We start from the raw sequence: 18,741 nt of genomic DNA, 5'->3' as shown, positions 1-18,741 counted from the left end.
AGTGCTGAAGATAAATAAAAAATAAAACATTTGACAAAATGAGATAAAAAAATTATAATAAACCAACTGGTACATACCACTTTAGAGAAGATGGGGGGAGAAATAAAGATGGGGAAATATTTTATAGGAATTGACAGCGGAGGAACAAAAACTGCAGTTTCTGTAATTGATAAAGAAAAAAAAGAGGTTCTTAATTTTGAAACAGAAACAGGTCATTATTTGCAAATTGGTTTTGAGGGGTTAGAGAATTTACTGAAAAACATCTTGGATAGAGTTCAGAGTCAGCTTGATATATCATTGAATGAAGTAGGGTATATTTTTGCAGGTATTCCGGGATACGGAGAAATAAAGGAAGATAAATTGAAGATAGAAAAAGTGGTAGAAAAAAGTTGGGGAACATTAAATTATCAAATTGGTAACGATATGAAAGCTGGTTGGGCAGGATCCCTAGCTTGTGAGCCAGGTATAAATATAATTGCTGGAACAGGTGCAATTGCATATGGAATAAATGAATTGGGTGAGGAAGGACGTAGTAGCGGATGGGGACATGCATGTGGTGATGAAGGCTCCGCCCATTGGATTGCTAAAAAAGGAATAGAGGTTTTTACTAAGCAATCTGATGGAAGATTAGATAAAACAAAATTTTATGAAATTTTTAGAAATAGAATTGGACTGCAGGATGATTTTGATTTGATTGATATTGTGTATAATAAATATACTTTGGATAGAGGAAAAATAGCTAAATTATCTCTAGTTGTATATGAAGCAGCTCTAGCTAATGAGGAGTATTCAAAGGCTATTTTTAAGGAAGCTGCAGTGGAAATCGGACTTATGATAAAAGCTATTGTAAATCAAATTGAATTCATAAATAAACCAATAAAAATTTCATATACAGGTGGAGTATTTAAAGCGTCAGATTATATTTTTAATCACTTGGAAGAATACTTATCTAAAAATAAAATAGATGTGAAAATATTAGAACCAAAATATTCACCTGTATATGGATCAGCACTATACAGTTTAAAATTATGGGAGGAAGTAAATGCAAACTAGATGTGTGACAGAAAAAGAGATAGAGCAGCAAAAAGAGCTTTGGCCTAAAACGTTAGAACAAATAAAAAATAAAAAAATAGAAATTGAAAACTTTTTAAAAAGTATAGATTATAAAAATAGAAGAGTAGTATTTACAGGAGCAGGGACATCGGAATTCGTAGGAAATACAATAGCTCCATACTTAGGGACAAACTTTAATTCAATAGCTACAACAGATATTGTTTCTAATCCAAACAACTATTTAAAGAAAAGTGAAAAATTGTTATTGGTGTCTTTTGCTCGTTCAGGAAATAGTCCTGAGAGTTTAGCAACAGTAAATCTAGCAGATGAGATAGTGGATGATATTTGTCATATATTGATAACATGTAATGGAGATGGGAAATTAGCTGTCAATAAAAAAGATGATCCAAATTCGTTGGTTCTTTTAATGCCAGAAAAATCAAATGATAAAGGATTTGCAATGACAAGTAGTTTTACATGTATGGCTTTAGCAGGGATAACTATATTTAATTTGGATAAAATTGAATCAATAGAAAAAAACATAAATTATAGTATAAAAGCAATTGTTAAAAATGTTGAGGGAATAGATGCTTTGATTGAAAGCTTGATAAAGCTACAAACGTCTAGGATTGTGTACTTGGGAAGTTCTTGTTTAAAGGGACTAGCAGAGGAAGCAGCTTTGAAATGCTTAGAGTTAACAGCGGGAAATATGAGCTTACATTATAACTCTCCTTTGGGATTTAGACATGGTCCTAAATCAATAGTGAATGATTCTACTATTATAGTAATGTTTTTATCAAATAATTTATATACTAGAAAATATGAATTAGATCTTTTAAAAGAGATGTATAGTGAGAATAAGAAAAAAATATTGGTGACAATAGATATGAAAAATTGTGAAGAGGCTATGGAAAATTCTCATTATTATATATCATTGGGAGAGATAGAGGACTCAATAAATGAAGTTTTTAATATGTTTCCTTATGTTTACTTTGCACAGGTATTTGCACTTAAAAAATCTTTAAATTATGGGATAAATCCAGATAATCCTTGTCCTACAGGAGAAGTGAATAGAGTGGTTCAAGGTGTGACAATATATGAATACAAGGGGGAAGTGAAATGTTAGTTTCAACAAATCAGATGTTAATAGATGCACAAAAAGGAGGGTATGCAGTTCCAGCGTTTAATATACATAATTTAGAAACAATTCAAGTTGTAGTAGATACGGCAAATGAGATGAAATCTCCAGTTATTTTAGCTGCAACACCAAGCACAGTAAAGTATGCAGGCATTGAGTATTTAATAAAGATGGTAGAGACAGCGAGTGATAAATATGATATACCTATAGCTTTTCATTTAGATCATCATGAAGATGTAGAAGATATAAAAAAAGCTATAAAGTTAGGGTGTAAATCTGTAATGATAGATGCTTCACATCACTCATTTGAAGAAAATATAAAAATTGTAAAAGAGATAGTAAATTTTGCACATAGATATAATGTAACAGTTGAAGCTGAATTGGGAAAATTAGTAGGACAAGAAGATGATTTGATAGTAGATGAATCTCAGTCAAGCTATACAGATCCAAAGATGGCAAAGGAGTTCGTTGAAAAAACTGGCGTAGATTCTCTTGCTATTGCAATAGGGACAGCACATGGATTGTATAAAAGTGAGCCTAAATTGGATTATAAAAGACTTGAGGATATAAAAAAATTAGTTAAAATTCCACTTGTTCTTCACGGTGCATCAGGGGTTCCTTTTGATTCAGTAAGAAGAACTATTGAAGATGGAATTTGTAAAGTGAATATTGCAACCGAATTGAAAATACCATTTGCAACAAGTTTAAAAGAGTTTTTTGCAATGAATCCTAACGAAACAGATCCGAGAAAATATTTAATTCCAGCAAAAGAAGCTATGAAAAAAGTAGTAATCGACAAAATAACAATGTGTAAAAGTTCAGATAGAGGATAATAATGATACTAACGGTAACTTTAAACCCAGCTGTTGATATTAGATACGAGATAGGAGAATTTAAGTTGAACTCTATTTTTAGAGCTAAATCTAATAAAACTGCTGGAGGAAAAGGATTGAATGTTTCGAGAGTTTTACAAACATTAGGAAAAAATGTTGTTGCAACGGGATTTCTTGGTGGGAATAATGGTCAGTGGATTGCAGAAGAATTAAAAAAGCTTGAAATAAAAAATGAATTTATAAAAATAAATTCAGAAACAAGAAGCTGCATTGCAATACTAGGAGAAAATAGTCAAACTGAAATTTTAGAACCTGGATCTGAAATAGATGAAGAAGAATTAAAAAAATTTATAGATTTTTTTAAAAAAAATTGTGAAAAATTTGAAGTAATCTGTTTGAGTGGAAGTTTACCAAAAAATATACAAACAGATATATATAAAGAACTGTCTGTAATTGCGAGAAAGAAAAAAGTCCTACTGGATACAAGTGGTATTTCTTTGAAAGCGGGAATAGAGGGGAAACCTTTTCTTATAAAACCTAACAAAGATGAGTTAGAAGCTCTTTTGGGGTATAGAGTTAAGACCGTAGAAGAAATAGTAGAGGCTGGAAAAAAACTTAAATCGATGGGAGCTAGAAATATACTTATTTCTCTTGGGGGAGAGGGAGCGGTATATGTAGGGGATGAAAGCTATAAGATAACAATACCCAAAGTTCAAATAAAAAACCCTGTAGGGAGCGGAGATTCAAGTATTGCAGGATTTGCATATGGATTGAGCAGTGGACTGCCATTGGAGGAGATTTTAAAATATAGTATGGCTTGTGGAATATCCAATGCTATGAAAGTGGAAACAGGGTACGTGGATTTAGAAGTAGTACAGGAATTGTTTTCAAAAATAATTATTGAAAAAATATGAGGAAGATTGAATATCTTCCTCATTTGCATTATAATATTCTTGAAAGAGAGGTTGAAATGGAAATAAAAAAAGATAGTGGAGCACCATTATATTTACAATTAATAGAGATATTGAATGATAGGATTGAAAGTGAGGAGATAAGATCAGGGGAAAAGATACCTTCTGAAAGAGAACTTTCAGAAATATATAGCATAAGTAGAGCAACAGTGAGGCAAGCCTTATCAGAACTTCAACGGCAAGGAATTATATATAAAATTCAAGGAAAGGGGAATTTTGTATCACAAAAGAGAATCAATCAGGAATTAAATGGGTTTTACTCTTTTGGAGATGAAGTTCAAAAGCAGGGAAAAAAACCAGGGAATAGAGTGTTAAGTTTGGTTTTAAAAGAGAGTGGACAGGCAGTAGGAAAAAAAATGGGTATTAGTAACGAGGAGAAAGTATTGGTTTTAAGTAGAATTAGACTCGCGGACGGAGAGGCAATGATGAATGAAATAACATATCTTCCTTTTGAAAGATTTATTGGATTAGAAGAAAGTGATCTAGAAGAGGAAGGGCTTTACCAAATAATGAAAAAAAAATATGGAGTAAAGTTTTCATATGCAGAGGAAAGTTTTTATCCATGTATATTAAATGATGTGGAGGCAGATATTTTAAATGTGCCATCTGGAAGTCCAGGAATAGTTTTAGAACGTTATACATATGAAGGGAATAAGCTTATTGAATACACCAAATCTATTGTTAGAGGAGATAAGTTTAAATACAAAGTAAAATTAGATATAAGATAAAAACTCACTGTAACTATAAGGTTACGGTGAGTTTTTTTTAAATTTTTTAGTACTCTTTCGCTCAATTAAAATTGGTTCTAATTCAATTTGGATAATGCTATTGTTGATAGATGTGCTGCCTGTTAATAACTGTATAGATTTTATCATCATCTCCTCCATAGGTTGCTTAATAGAGGATATATTTAGTATTTTTGATATAATAGTATTATCAAAACCAACAACAGAGATGTCTTCTGGAATTTTAACTCCCCTTTTCTCAAATTCAGAAATAAGATATAAAGCGATATTGTCGTTTGAACATATGAAGGCAGTAAATTCATTTGGATGAGAATCAAGGTAATAGAAAATATTATCAAGTTTCATATTCAATGTATCCGTTTTTATAAAGGAAGATTTCCCCATTTTAATTTTGTTTTTTTCAAGTGAGGATTTCATTCCAAGAAATTTTGGATTTTTCAAATCAGCTCCAATAAAAGCTATTTTTTTATGACCTAAAGAAATTAAAAAATCGCTAGCTATTTTACCGCCATCAAAGAGAGAGGTAGAAATGCTACTATAATTTTTAAAAATTGTATTTATTACTAAAAATGGAGTAGTTGTATTTTTTAAATATTTCAAATTTTCTTTGGATGTAGGTGCAATCAAAATACCGTCAACTTTTCTGGCGATTAGTTGCATAATATGTTCTAGTTCAAGTGATTGATTTCCTTCAGAGTTCATAACAATAATAGTATAACCTTTTTCACGAGCAGCTTTTTCAGCATACTTAACCATTTCTAAATAATAGTAATTTGAGAAGTCAAAAACAATAAGACCGATAATTTTAGAACTGTTTCCTCTTAAAGTTTTAGCATTTTGATTAGGTTTGAAATTATATTCTTTTATAATATTTAAAACACGTTCTTTAATCAATGGATTAACTTTAGGGTTGTTATTAATAACTCTAGAAACAGTGGGCTGAGAAACCCCAGCTAATTGAGCAATATCTTTCATTGTTAAATTATTTTTTTTCAAATAGATTACCCCCCCGATTTTGTAAAATACATTAGATTTTAAATTAATAGAGTATATTTGTCAAATAAAAAATAAAATGTTTGACATAGAAAGCAAAATGTATTAAAATCTTTTTCAAGAATACGTATTCTTGAAAAAGATTTTAATTTTTTAATAAATTATATAATTAAAAAGGTCATAGAAATTTAAAATAGTACACTTTAAACATGAAGTTGACATAATCTTTGAGTTGAAATATAATGGAATAGAGACTCAAGAATACGTAATCTTGAACAAAAAAGTTAACGGAGGGAACGATGAAGAAGATATTAGTAGGTCTTTTATTAACAACTTTTGGGTTGGTGGGGTGTGGTGAAAAAGATAATAACAAAGTATTGACAATGTCAATTTGGGAAGGAACAGGGGACGCCTATCTGATGGAGACAAATAGTTTAGCAGATGCATATAAAAAAATTAATCCAGATGTAACAATAAAAATAGAGAAAATACCCAATACAGATTATGATACTACAATGAAAATTAGAAACACAGCAAATCAACTTCCGGATATTTTCGCAATTAGAAACAAACATATGTATACATACAAGGATTCGGTTGTAGATTTAAGTGAATTAAATGCCACAAAAGTAAATGAATTTGCAAAAGCTTATAAAATTGAAGGAAAAACAGTCGGGTTACCGATGTATGGATTTAATGAATTTGTTTATTATAGAAAAAGTATTTTTAATAAACTTGGGATAACACCACCAAGTACTTGGGGAGAATTTTTAGGAGTGATAGAAAAAATAAATGAGAGTGGAGAATGTATCCCTTTGGCGATTGGAGGAAAGGATTTATGGACAACATATCCATATGGACAGTTTATTCCATATTTAGTTACAGGTGGGGATAATGTTTTAAACCAAATGGGAGGATTAGATACACCGTTTTCAGAAAATACAAGCGTATATAATGGCTACAAAAAAGTAAATCAATTATTCTCATTAAATCCAGCCGGAAAAAACCCTTTAGGTTATGGGTGGAGTCAAGAGACAAATATGTTTTTATCTAAAAAAGCAGCAATGATGGCAGCTGGACAGTGGTATTATAAATCATATATGGATGAAGCTCCAGAAAATGAAAAAGAAGATTTAGGAATGTTTTTAATGCCTGTAAGAGATGATATAAATGAAAAATATAGATATTTTGTAACAGGAGAAGTGTTTTTAGGAGTTCCAAACGCATCGAAATATCAACAAGAAGCTAAAGATTTTTTAGATTGGTTTTTTACAAGTGAATACTATAAAGAGTATATAAATTATATGCAAGTAATTCCATCAGTGTCTGGAGTAAAACTTAAAGATAGCCCATTTGTAGAAGTGATGAATGGGATAGAAAATTTAGAACCTGTATATCAAATCCCAGGTGGAGAAAACTATACAAAAATTAAAAATGAAACTCGTTATGATCAAAATCAGTTATCACAAGAGCTTTTAAGTGGAACAGAGTTTGAAGGATTGATGAGCGAGTGGAATATTAAATGGAAAGAAGCTAAAGCTAAAGTAATAGGAGGTTAAAATGTCTCAAGAGGGAATTTTAGAAAAAAGGGAGCTATTTGAAGAGAAAAAAACTCCATTTTTATTAAGAGAATGGTTACAAAATAAGGATATCCAAAAAAAAATATTACTTGTAACATTTTTAACAATTCCAACTATAATGCTATTAGGCTTTATAATATATCCAGCACTAAAGTTAGTTTATATAAGCTTTACAGATTGGAATGGAGTTTCTCAAAGTTATAAGTATGTGGGTCTTGGAAATTTTAAAAATTTATTTACTTCAAAGAGTTTATGGATGACATTGAAAACGAATAGTGTATATTTTGTACTTCATTTTTTATTAATTCCAGTTGAATTGTATGTTGCGTTTTTACTGGATAGATATATAAAGGGGAGTGAGTTTTTTAAGAGTATATTTTTTATGCCATATATAATAAATGGTGTGGCAGTAGCGTATATGTTTTCGTTCTTATATAGCTCTGAAGACGGGGTGTTGAATGCAGTTTTAGAGCTAATGAATATGTCAAAGGTTGGTTGGATCAGTGATCCAAAGATTGTTAATTTTTCTTTAGCAGCCGTTTCTTTATGGAGATTTACAGGAATGCCTATAATATTATTTTTGGCGGGTCTACAGTCTATTTCAAAGGATATGTTAGAAGCGGCTTATATAGATGGAGCAACAGTTTTTCAGCAATTTAGAAAAATAATAATGCCAAATATGAAAACAGTGACAAGTATAGTTTTGTTTTTAAATGCTAGAGGAGCATTGATGGTTTTTGATATTCCATTTGTAATGACAAGTGGAGGCCCCAAAGAAAGCAGTACAACATTTGCTTTAAATTTGGTAAAAATAGCCTTTGAATTTGAAAACTTTGGATTAGCTGCAGCAATGGCAATTGTTTTAATTATAATGATTTTGTTATTATCAAAAATTCAAGATAAATTACTTGGGATGAAAGGATAAAGATATGAAAAAAAGAAAATTTAGTTTTTTTAATGTATTTAATCATACAGTGTTTATATTTTTTACATTAGTAGTTATAATGCCATTGTTAATAACGTTATTTTCTTCGTTTAAAACACCGATACAAATAGCTAGAGAAAGTATTTTGGCTTTGCCAAAACCTTTTACACTTCAAAATTATGTAGATGTTTTTAAAGAGGGGAATATGTTGACAGCTTTAAAAAATTCTTCGTTATTAGTATTTTTAACGGTAATAATAAACTCGCTCTTAGCAAGTATGGTAGCGTACTCATTGAGTAGATTTGAATTTAAATTTAAGAGAATATTCTTCTTTTTATTAAGTGTAGGAATGCTATTGCCAGGCTTTATTGCAGAGATAACAAGGTTTGGAATAATAGCAAAATTAGGAGTTTATGATACTATTTTTGCACCACTTTTAATTTATGTGGGAACTGATTTAATGCAAATATATATATATAAACAATTTATAGATCAGATACCATTTTCTTTGGATGAAAGTGCAATGATTGACGGATGTTCATATTTCAAAATTTACTGGAAAATTATATTTCCAGTTATTATTCCAGCGACGGCAACTCTTGCAATACTAAAGTCAGTAGCAGTCTTAAATGATATGTTTACTCCATATTTATATATGCCAAGTCCTAAAAATGCAACAATGACAACAATGTTAATGAACTATGTTGGAAGAAGTGGTTCTTGGGCAAAGTTGAGTGCTGCAGTCGTTGTTGTAATGATTCCAGGAATAGTTTTATATTTATTGTTTAGAAAAAAAATTCTTGCTGGAATGGCAGCAGGAGCAGTAAAGGAGTAGTGATAAATTTTGAAGAACATAGTTTTTATTTTTTCGGATCAACAGAGACAGGATACAATGGGATGTTATGGACAGGAGTTAAATATAACGCCAAATTTGGATAAATTAGCACAAGAAGGGAGTGTTTTTGAAAATTCATTTACAGTTCAACCTGTTTGTGGACCAGCTAGATCTTGCTTACAAACAGGGAGATACCCAACAGAAATAGGGACTTTTAAAAATGGGATTTCATTGCCAAATAATACAAAAACTTTAGCAGAATATTTAAATGATAAAGGATATGAAACAGCGTATGTTGGTAAATGGCATTTAGCGTCAGATGATGGCAAAGAGGAATATCATCAAACGGCAGTTCCACCTAATAAAAGAGGAGGATACAAGGATTATTGGATGGCTTCAGATATTTTAGAGTTTACTTCACATGGGTATGGGGGATATGTTTTTGATAAAAATATGTCTAAAGTAGAGTTTGAAGGCTATCGAGTGGATGCTATGACAGATTATGCGCTTTCATATTTAAATGACAAAAAAAAAGATAAACCATTTTTTCTGTTTTTATCGTATATTGAACCTCATCATCAAAATGATAGAAAGACTTATGAGGGACCAATTGGTTCAAAAGAAAAATATAAAGGTTTTAAATTGCCAAAAGATATTAAGCAATTCCAATGTGGAGATGCAAAAGAGGAGTATGCTGACTATTTGGGTTGTTGTAATTCAATAGATGAAAATGTAGGTAGAATAGTAAAGAAATTAAAAGAGATAGGTGAATATGAGAATACGATAATAATTTATACTAGTGATCACGGGTGTCATTTTAAAACTAGAAATAGAGATTTGAAAAAACCAGGTGCAGATGACTATAAAAGATCGTGTCATGAGGGTGTGATAAAAACTCCTCTAATTATACATGGGGAAGGATTTAAGTGTGGTAGAGTGAGCAAATTTGTAAGTTTACTAGATTTGCCACCTACAATATTAGAGATAGCTGGTGTGACAGAGAAAAATGAGATGCAAGGTGAAGCAATTCAAGAAAAAGTTAAAAAAGAAGCTGGAGATACAGTTTTTATTCAAATAAGTGAGAGTATTGTGGGCAGAGCTATAAGAACAAAAAATTATAAATATTGTGTTTATGCTCCGGATAAAAATCCTTGGCAAGACTCATATGCAGAAACTTATGAGGGGTTGTATCTTTATGATTTATGTTCAGACCCAAATGAAAGTGAAAATTTACTGGGGAAAGTTGAGTATATTGAAATTGAGAACAAGTTAAAATTGCTTTTAATAAAAGAGATAGAAAAATATGAAAAAAGAGTATGTAGTATTAGATAGGGGGATTTATATGTTAAAAATATGTGGAGATAAATTATTTATAAATGGAGAGGAAACACTTTTGATGTCTGGTGCCATGCATTATTTTAGAACTTTGCCCAACCAGTGGAGAGATAGATTGGAAAAAATTGCAAGTGCTGGGTTCAATTGTGTTGAAACTTATGTACCTTGGAACTTGCATGAGCCTAGAGAGAATGAGTTTAATTTTAACGGAATACTAGATGTAGAAAATTTTTTAAAAATAGCAGAAGAGGTGGGATTATATGTTATCTTTCGACCTTCACCATATATATGTGCAGAGTGGGAATTTGGTGGTTTACCCTCATGGTTATTGAAATATGATGGGATTGTATTGAGAACAATGCACGAAACATATATTGAAAAAGTAAATAGATATTACAATGAGTTGATTTTTAGAATAATTCCTTATCTTTCGACTAATGGTGGGCCTATAATTGCGATGCAAATAGAAAATGAGTATGGAAGCTATGGAAATGATCATAATTATTTAAATTATCTAAAAGATGCATTGACTGATAGAGGAGTGGATGTTCCGCTATTTACTTCTGATGGACCAACCCATTCAATGCTTTCAGGAGGAACTTTACCGGATATTTGGAAGACTATAAATTATGGTTCGAAAACAGAGGAAGCTTTTGAAATACTTGGGAATTATCAGAGTGACATGCCTAAAATGGTTATGGAATTTTGGATAGGATGGTTTGATCATTGGGGATATGAGCATATAACAAGAGAATCTAAAAGCATGTTAGAAGAGTTTCAAAAAATGCTAGAAGGAAAAATATCAGTTAATTTTTATATGTTCCATGGTGGAAGTAATTTTGGATTCATGTCAGGAGCTAATTATGACGGAAAGCATAGAGCTACCGTGACAAGTTATGATTATGATTCAATGCTCACAGAGTCTGGAGATTTAACAGAAAAATATGATTTGGTAAAGAAAATGTTAAACGATTACTCAGAAAAAGTTAGTATTAAAAAACATAAAAACCATAAAATATTTGATGTAGAAAATTCAAGAAAAAAATCATACGGAGAGGTTAAATTTACTGAAAAGACGTTATTGTTTAATAATTTAGAAGTATTGGGTTCTAAATTTCATTCTCCATATATAAAACCGATGGAATATTTTGATCAAGACTATGGGTTTATAGTTTATGAAACAAAAATTAAAGGGCAGGTAGATGGAATGAAACTATCTCTTCAAGATGTTAGAGACAGAGCTATGATCTATTTAAATGATGAATATATAGGTGTTATTGATAGGAATAATTCTCAAGAAATTAAAATTAGCACACTTGAAAAAGAAAGTACTTTAAAGATATTAGTAGAAAATATGGGGAGAATTAATTATGGTCCATTACTAAAAGATTATAAGGGCATAACAGAAGGAGTTAGATTGAACAATCAATTTTTATTCAATTGGAACATATATACACTTCCATTAGATAATTTAGCTTCTTTAAAATTTGAAAATTTAGGTGAGATTTCAGAAAATATACCAACATTTTATAAAGGTAGCTTCATAGTAGATGAGCTGGCAGATACATTTATAGATTTTGATGGTTGGGATAAAGGTGTTATATATATAAATGGATTTAATTTAGGAAGATTTTGGAAAGTTGGACCACAAAAAAGGTTATATTTACCAAAAGATCTATTGACTATCGGTATTAATGAAATAACTGTTTTAGAGTTGCATAATTTTGGAGAAAAAATGGTTTTGATGGATAAAGCTAAATTGAGTTAAAAATTTAAAAATACATATTGACTTTTGAGAAAAATGAGGTATACTCGTATCACAAAGTGGTACGGACAACTTAAAAAAGGGGTGTTAAAATGGCAGAGCCAAACATAGTATTAGTAAGAATTGATAACAGATTAATTCACGGACAAGTAGCAACGGCATGGGCACAATATTCGGGAGCGAATTTATTGTTGGTTCCAAATGATGATGTTGCTCAAAATACTACGAGACAAGGTTTAATGAATTTAGCAGCACCAAAAGGAGCTCAAACAAGATATTTTTCAATTCAGAAAACTATTGATGTTATTCATAAGGCTGCACCTAGACAGCTGATTGCAATAATAGCTGAGACTCCACAAGATGTTTTAAAGTTGGTTGAGGGGGGGGTACCTATAAAAAAAGTAAATATAGGAAATATGCATATGTCAGAGGGTAAAACTCAAATATCAAAAGCAGTTTGTGTAGATCAATGTGATATTGATACTTTCAAAAAGCTCTCTCAATATGGTGTGAAGTTAGAGATTCAAAGAGTACCAACAGAAGGAAAAGAGGATATACTGAGTTTGATTAAATAAAAAGGGAGGGATTCTTATGTTTCATGCATTCTTAATTGCTATATATGCAGGACTTGCAGGGATAGATTTATTTGATGGATTGAGTCATATTCACAGACCTTTGGTGAGTGGATTGATTGTAGGGCTAATATTAGGTGATATAAAAACAGGGCTGATAGCTGGAGCAACTCTAGAATTAGTTTGGATGGGAGCAGTACCAGTGGGCGGAGCACAACCTCCAAATGTGGTGGTTGGTGGAATTATAGGATCAGCTTTTGCAATTTTAACGAAGCAAGATCCAACTGTAGCAGTAGGGATAGCAATTCCGTTTGCTGTGGCAGTACAAGCTTGTATAACTCTTTTATTTACTTTCTTTTCTCCTGTGATGCATACAGCAGACAAATATGCTGAAGAGTGTAATGATAGGGGGATAAATATAATAAACTACAGTGGAATGGGGATTTTATTTGTATTTTATTTCTTAGTAACATTTTTACCAATATCTATTGGAGCAGAGGCTGCGCAAGCGGTTGTTTCAGTTTTACCAGAGTGGTTAATAAGAGGATTTGGAGTTGCCGGTGGAATGATGCCTGCAATAGGATTTGCACTATTACTTAATATAATGTTTAAAAAAGACTATATTATATTCTTTGTGCTAGGTTTTATATTAGCAACATATTTAAACTTACCTGTAATTGGAATTGCCGCAGTAGGATTTATAATAGCTATCTATGATTATCAAAATAATAAAAAAATAGATAAAATGGAGTTTATATCTTCGAGTGCTAAGGAGGATGATTATAGTGATGGAATCTAATGGGTATGTTGATAAAAGTCAAGAGAAAGTAATAACGAAAAAAGAATTGAACCATATGGTGTGGAGATCATTTCTTTTACAAGCCTCATTTAACTACGAGAGAATGCAGGCATGTGGTTGGCTATATGCTATGCTTCCAGCATTGAAGAAGATTCATAAGAATAAAGAGGATTTATCAAGATCAATGAAGCTTCACATGGAATTTTTCAATGTTCATCCGTTTTTAGTTACATTTGTTCAAGGAATTGTGACAGCTATGGAAGAGAGTAAAGAGAGTCAAGAATCAATAAGAGGAATAAAAATAGCTCTTATGGGACCTTTGGGTGGAATAGGAGATGCGTTATTTTGGTTTACATTGTTGCCGATAGCAGCAAGTATTGGAGTATCTTTATCTCTTGAAGGAAGTATTGCAGGACCAATCGTATTTTTATTGATATTTAATTCGGTACATATTTTTCTGAGATTTTTCTTAATGCACTACTCTTATAAGATGGGGGTGGATGCGATTCAAAAACTTCAAGGAGATACAGAATATGTAACAAAGGGATCTTTGATACTTGGATTGACAGTTGTAGGGGGATTAATTGCGTCTTTTGTTAGATTAAATATTCCGTATGTAATTGAAATGGGCTCAACAGCAGTTAATATCCAAACAGATGTAATAGATAAAATTATGCCAAATATGTTGCCGTTAATGTACACATTATTCATGTTTTATCTGTTAAAAAAAGGTAAAACACCGATAACTCTTATTATGATAACATTAGGAATTGGAATTTTAGGAACTTTAGTAGGAATACTTTAAACTATAAGGAGAAAAAATGTTAGGAATAATCATAAGTGGACACGGAGAGTTTGCATCAGGATTTGAAAAAACACTGGAGTATATTGTAGGACAACAGGAAAAAATAAAGTATATAAATTTTAATAATGGAATGGGAACTGAAGAGTTAGAAAAGAGGTTTAATGAAGCCATTCAAGAGCTCGATGAGAAGGAGGGAGTTTTATTTCTAACTGATTTGGCAGGAGGGACACCATTTTCAACAGCAGTATCCCTTTCGCAAGAAAAAGGAAATATAAAAGTTATTGGAGGAACAAATCTTCCAAGTGTATTGTCGGCGTTAGAACTGAGAGAAGAAGGGGAGTGCTCTGAAATAATAAGAGATATTTTAATACACGCGAAAAATTCTTTATTGGTATTTGAGGAACCAGTCTCGAATGTATTAGCCGATGAAATAGATGGAATTTAAACTGAAGATCCTGAGATATTTTATATCTCAGGATCTTTTTATTTATATTAAAGTTAAAGGAAAAACTTAGAAAATAACTAAGTATATATAAAAGATCTTATTGGAGGAAAATATATGGAAAATAAAGATTCTATAAGAGGAAAGTATTTAGAATTAGAGAGATTTATGGATGATGTAGGTGAAAATCGAGAGCAGTTAATTGTTGTTTTGAGAAAAACTCAAAATATATTTGGATATATACCTAAAGATATTCAAAAGTTGATATCAAAAAAACTAAGAGTTCCTATTGCTGAAATATATGGGGTAATAACATTTTATAGTTATTTTATAACGGAACCAGAAGGGGTGTATCCAATTCATATCTGTATGGGAACAGCTTGCTATATAAATAAATCTGAAGATCTGTTGAGGGAGATAAAAAATATTTTAAATATAGATATAGGGCAAATAACTGAAGATGGACTTTTTTCTTTAAGTGTAGTTAGGTGTTTTGGTGCTTGTGCATTAGCCCCAGTGATAAATATAAATGGAAAAATATATAGTAAATTGACTCCAGAATATTTAAAAGATATATTAAAAGATTACAAAGAGAGGAGTGAAAATATATGATAAAAAATAGAGAGGGTTTGGAGTTAATAAAGAAAAAATTTCAAGAACAAGAAAAAGATAGAATTCAGATAAAAGTAGCTATGTCTGTTTGTGCAAAATCTTCAGGTTCAGAAAAGATATTTGATTATTTATTAGAAGAGATAAAAAATAGAGGATTGAATATAGATTTGATTCCAACTGGTTGTATGGGTTTTTGTTATTGTGAACCTACATTAAAAATAGTGAATCCAAAATTTGAAAAAGTTGAAATTATAGGGGATATAACACTTGAAAAAGCTAAACTTATATTGGATAGAATAGTTGAAAAAAAAGATATAGGAGATGGAGAAAGACCTAGAGTAAAGGAAAAAAGAGTGTCTCTTTTGAATTGTGGGGATATAAATCCAGAAAATTTAGAGAGTGCTATAGCTCGTGGAGCTTATTTTTCTCTAGAAAGGGTAGTTCATGAATTTTCTAGGGAAAAAGTTATAGAAGATATAGAAAAATCTGGCTTGAGAGGGCGAGGAGGTGCAGGATATCCAACAGGGAAAAAATGGAGAGCTCTTTATGGAGAGGATGGGGAGGAGAAATATATAGTGTGCAATGCAGATGAGGGGGATCCAGGAGCCTTTATGGATAGATCAATTTTAGCAGGAGACCCACATTTAGTATTGGAAGGAATGATTATTGGGGGGTATGCAGTAGGAGCGAAGAAAGGAATTATATATATAAGAGCAGAATATCCACAAGCAATAGAAATACTATTAAAAGCTATCGAGGATTTGAAAAAAAATGGAATGTTGGGAGATAAAATATTTGAAACAAATTTTAGTTTTAATATTGAACTAAAATATGGAGCTGGCGCCTTTGTTTGTGGGGAGGAAACAGCACTTATTCAATCTATGGAAGGGAAAAGGGGAGAACCTAAAGCAAAACCACCATATCCGGTTAAAGTTGGGTACAGAGAAAAACCGACAGTTGTAAATAATGTTGAAACATTTGCAAATGTAACTAGAATATTCCAAAATGGTGTGAGTTGGTATAGAGGAATCGGAACGGAAAAGTCTCCAGGAACTAAAGTGTTTGCTCTTGTAGGAAAAGTTAAAAAAGTTGGATTGGTAGAGGTTCCACTAGGAACAAAATTAAAAGATATAATATATGAGATTGGGGGTGGAATAAAAGGGGATAAAAAGTTTAAAGCCGTTCAAACTGGTGGTCCATCTGGAGGGTGTTTGAATGATGACGATTTGGAAATATCAGTTGAATATGATGAACTTATAAAAAGAGGTGCTATGATGGGATCTGGTGGATTGATAGTATTGGATGAAAATGACTGTATGGTTGAGATAGCCAAATTTTATATGGGATTTTCTGTGGGAGAATCTTGTGGGAAATGTACCCCTTGTAGAATTGGAACAAAAAGACTTTACGAAATTTTAGAAAAAATATTGAAAGGACAGGGAGAAGTAAAGGATTTGGAACTTTTAGAAGAGTTAAGTATAACTGTAAGAAGAGCTGCTCTTTGTGGTTTAGGAAAATCTGCTCCAAACCCAGTGTTGTCCACATTGAAAAAATTTAGAAGTGAATATTTAGATAAGGTAGGTGAAGCTGTTGTTTTCAATAATAATTGATGGTATCGAAACTAATGTATCTGAAAATACGACTATTTTAGTAGCCGCAAAAAATATAGGAATAAAAATACCCACACTTTGCAATCTGAAATTAGAAGAATACTTTTTAAATAATCATGCCACTTGTAGAATGTGTGTTGTGGAAGTGGATAAAAGAGAGGGATTATATCCTGCTTGCTCAACTATTTGCTGGGAAGGAATGAATATTGTTACAAACTCTTCACAAATTATCCAAATTAGAAAAAATATACTTGAACTTTTAATTTCAAATCATCCTAAAGACTGTTTAACATGCTCTAAGTCTGGAGAGTGTGAACTTCAAAAGTTAACACAGGAATTCAGACTTAAAGATATTAGGTTTGAGGGAGAAAAAAATAAATTCAAAAGTGAATACTCAGAATCAATTATAAGAGATCCAGAAAAATGTGTTATGTGTAGAAGATGTGAAACTATGTGTAATAAAGTTCAAACATGTGGGGTACTATCAGCAGTGAATAGAGGATTTCATTCGGTAGTTTCTACAGCATATGGAGATAATTTAGAGGATACCGTTTGCACATTTTGTGGTCAATGTGTGAGTGTTTGTCCAGTTGGTGCATTGCATGAAAGAGATTATAGTTGGGAAGTGATGGAAGCCTTAGCAAATCCAATTAAAAAAGTTATAGTTCAGGTAGCGCCAGCTGTTAGAGTTGCATTGGGGGAAGAATTTGGGATGAGTGTAGGTTTAAATGTTGAGGGAAAAATAGCTGCAGCCCTTAAAAAAATGGGATTTGATGGAGTGTTTGATACGAGTTGGGCTGCTGATTTAACAATAATGGAGGAGGCAACTGAGTTAAAGGAAAGAATTGAAGGATTTGTTCGTGGAGAAAAAAATATAAAATTACCAATTTTGACATCGTGCTGTCCGGCGTGGATAAATTTTATAGAACACAATTTTCCAGACTTACGGGATATACCATCAACAAGTAAATCTCCACAACAGATGTTCTCAGCAGTAGCTAAAAATATATGGGCCCCTAAAATTGGCCTTGCCAGGGAAAATTTGGTTGTTGTGTCTATAATGCCATGTCTTGCTAAAAAATATGAAGCTTCTAGAATTGAATTTTCAAAAGAGGGGAATAGGGATACGGATATATCTATTTCAACAAGAGAATTTGCGAATATGATCAGATATTTTAATATAGATTTTGAAGATATAAGGGAAGAGAAGTTTGATTCTCCTATGGGAGAGTATACAGGTGCTGGAATAATATTTGGAAGAACAGGAGGAGTACTAGAGGCTGCTCTTAGAACTGCTTATGAGTGGATGACAGGAGAAGAATTGAAAGATTTTAATATTTTTACTATTGAGAAGTCAAAAGGGTTAACAATAAAAAATGTGAAATTTGGGTCCCAAAATTTGAAGATAGGAATAGCTCATGGGCTAGGAAATGCTCGGAAACTTTTAGAAAATGTGAAATCTGGAAAAGAGATATATCATGCAATAGAGATAATGGCCTGTCATGATGGATGTGTTGGTGGTGGAGGGCAGCCATTCATCCACGGGAAATATGATATATTGGATAGGAGAGTAGAGGCTTTAAATAAAATAGACGCGAAGCTCGAACTTAGAAAAGCTCATGAGAACCCATATATAAAAAAACTATACAAAGAATATTTTGAACACCCGTGTTCAGAAAAAGCTAAAATGTTACTACATACAAAATTTTTAAAAAAATAAAAGTAAA

At 31.6% G+C, this 18,741-nt stretch carries 18 protein-coding genes; 17 read left to right on the top strand and 1 reads right to left on the bottom strand.

Annotated elements, in window-relative coordinates:
- Positions 1-108: 108 nt before the first annotated feature.
- From Q0V67_RS05035 to Q0V67_RS05015, 5 genes are read left to right on the top strand one after another with little or no spacing between them, the layout of a single operon-like run.
- A complete protein-coding gene (locus Q0V67_RS05035; protein ID WP_297597654.1) occupies positions 109-1,053 on the top strand; it encodes a BadF/BadG/BcrA/BcrD ATPase family protein in 945 nt (314 codons plus the stop codon).
- Entirely contained in the window at positions 1,043-2,179 is a 1,137-nt protein-coding gene (locus Q0V67_RS05030) for an SIS domain-containing protein (protein WP_297597651.1), read from the top strand. The genes Q0V67_RS05035 and Q0V67_RS05030 overlap by 11 nt, the downstream gene beginning before the upstream one ends.
- On the top strand, positions 2,173-3,024 hold the full coding sequence (locus Q0V67_RS05025; protein ID WP_297597649.1) for a tagatose bisphosphate family class II aldolase: 852 nt from the start codon (positions 2,173-2,175) through the stop codon (positions 3,022-3,024). The genes Q0V67_RS05030 and Q0V67_RS05025 overlap by 7 nt, the downstream gene beginning before the upstream one ends.
- A 2-nt stretch (positions 3,025-3,026) precedes the next feature.
- A complete protein-coding gene (gene pfkB / locus Q0V67_RS05020; RefSeq protein WP_297597647.1) occupies positions 3,027-3,938 on the top strand; it encodes a 1-phosphofructokinase in 912 nt (303 codons plus the stop codon).
- A gap of 56 nt (positions 3,939-3,994) precedes the next feature.
- A complete protein-coding gene (locus tag Q0V67_RS05015; protein ID WP_297597645.1) occupies positions 3,995-4,723 on the top strand; it encodes a GntR family transcriptional regulator in 729 nt (242 codons plus the stop codon).
- Between the two features lie 21 nt (positions 4,724-4,744).
- On the opposite strand, the gene Q0V67_RS05010 is transcribed toward Q0V67_RS05015, so the two are convergent.
- Positions 4,745-5,737, bottom strand: coding sequence for a LacI family DNA-binding transcriptional regulator (locus Q0V67_RS05010; protein ID WP_297597643.1), 993 nt, complete (start codon positions 5,735-5,737; stop codon positions 4,745-4,747).
- A 296-nt stretch (positions 5,738-6,033) separates the two neighbouring features.
- Here Q0V67_RS05010 and Q0V67_RS05005 point away from each other — a divergent pair, with 296 nt between their 5' ends.
- The 12 genes from Q0V67_RS05005 to Q0V67_RS04950 all read left to right on the top strand — a co-directional run bounded on the left by Q0V67_RS05005 (position 6,034) and on the right by Q0V67_RS04950 (position 18,734).
- Complete coding sequence (locus Q0V67_RS05005; RefSeq protein WP_297597641.1) at positions 6,034-7,293, top strand: ABC transporter substrate-binding protein; 1,260 nt, start codon at positions 6,034-6,036, stop codon at positions 7,291-7,293.
- A gap of 1 nt (position 7,294) precedes the next feature.
- Positions 7,295-8,239 (top strand): carbohydrate ABC transporter permease, encoded by a 945-nt coding sequence (locus tag Q0V67_RS05000; protein WP_297597639.1) that lies wholly within the window; start codon positions 7,295-7,297, stop codon positions 8,237-8,239.
- A gap of 4 nt (positions 8,240-8,243) precedes the next feature.
- On the top strand, positions 8,244-9,074 hold the full coding sequence (locus Q0V67_RS04995) for a carbohydrate ABC transporter permease (protein ID WP_297597638.1): 831 nt from the start codon (positions 8,244-8,246) through the stop codon (positions 9,072-9,074).
- Between the two features lie 9 nt (positions 9,075-9,083).
- The gene (locus Q0V67_RS04990; protein WP_297597636.1) at positions 9,084-10,406 is read left to right on the top strand and encodes a sulfatase-like hydrolase/transferase; all 1,323 of its coding nucleotides are present in this window, start codon (positions 9,084-9,086) and stop codon (positions 10,404-10,406) included.
- 10 nt (positions 10,407-10,416) lie between these two features.
- Positions 10,417-12,177 carry a beta-galactosidase family protein gene (locus tag Q0V67_RS04985; RefSeq protein WP_297597634.1) on the top strand — a complete coding sequence of 587 codons (1,761 nt, stop codon included), beginning with the start codon at positions 10,417-10,419 and terminating at the stop codon, positions 12,175-12,177.
- Between the two features lie 89 nt (positions 12,178-12,266).
- Complete coding sequence (gene agaV, locus Q0V67_RS04980; RefSeq protein ID WP_297597632.1) at positions 12,267-12,749, top strand: PTS N-acetylgalactosamine transporter subunit IIB; 483 nt, start codon at positions 12,267-12,269, stop codon at positions 12,747-12,749.
- A 16-nt stretch (positions 12,750-12,765) separates the two neighbouring features.
- Entirely contained in the window at positions 12,766-13,545 is a 780-nt protein-coding gene (gene agaW / locus Q0V67_RS04975; RefSeq protein ID WP_297597618.1) for a PTS N-acetylgalactosamine transporter subunit IIC, read from the top strand.
- On the top strand, positions 13,535-14,350 hold the full coding sequence (locus Q0V67_RS04970) for a PTS system mannose/fructose/sorbose family transporter subunit IID (RefSeq protein WP_297597656.1): 816 nt from the start codon (positions 13,535-13,537) through the stop codon (positions 14,348-14,350). Before agaW ends, Q0V67_RS04970 begins: the two co-directional genes overlap by 11 nt.
- A gap of 16 nt (positions 14,351-14,366) precedes the next feature.
- Positions 14,367-14,795: a PTS galactosamine/N-acetylgalactosamine transporter subunit IIA gene (gene agaF / locus Q0V67_RS04965; RefSeq protein WP_297597616.1), complete on the top strand. Its 429-nt coding sequence runs from the start codon at positions 14,367-14,369 to the stop codon at positions 14,793-14,795.
- A 114-nt stretch (positions 14,796-14,909) separates the two neighbouring features.
- Positions 14,910-15,404, top strand: coding sequence for an NAD(P)H-dependent oxidoreductase subunit E (locus tag Q0V67_RS04960; RefSeq protein WP_297597614.1), 495 nt, complete (start codon positions 14,910-14,912; stop codon positions 15,402-15,404).
- Positions 15,401-17,014 carry an NADH-ubiquinone oxidoreductase-F iron-sulfur binding region domain-containing protein gene (locus Q0V67_RS04955; RefSeq protein ID WP_297597611.1) on the top strand — a complete coding sequence of 538 codons (1,614 nt, stop codon included), beginning with the start codon at positions 15,401-15,403 and terminating at the stop codon, positions 17,012-17,014. The genes Q0V67_RS04960 and Q0V67_RS04955 overlap by 4 nt, the downstream gene beginning before the upstream one ends.
- Complete coding sequence (locus Q0V67_RS04950; RefSeq protein WP_297597609.1) at positions 16,986-18,734, top strand: NADH-dependent [FeFe] hydrogenase, group A6; 1,749 nt, start codon at positions 16,986-16,988, stop codon at positions 18,732-18,734. The genes Q0V67_RS04955 and Q0V67_RS04950 overlap by 29 nt, the downstream gene beginning before the upstream one ends.
- Positions 18,735-18,741 lie beyond the last annotated feature (7 nt).

It is taken from the genome of uncultured Cetobacterium sp., assembly GCF_947072685.1.
GTDB lineage: Bacteria > Fusobacteriota > Fusobacteriia > Fusobacteriales > Fusobacteriaceae > Cetobacterium_A.
The sequence above is the reverse complement of the archived record's forward strand: the minus strand, read 5'-3'. Positions and strand labels throughout refer to the sequence as shown.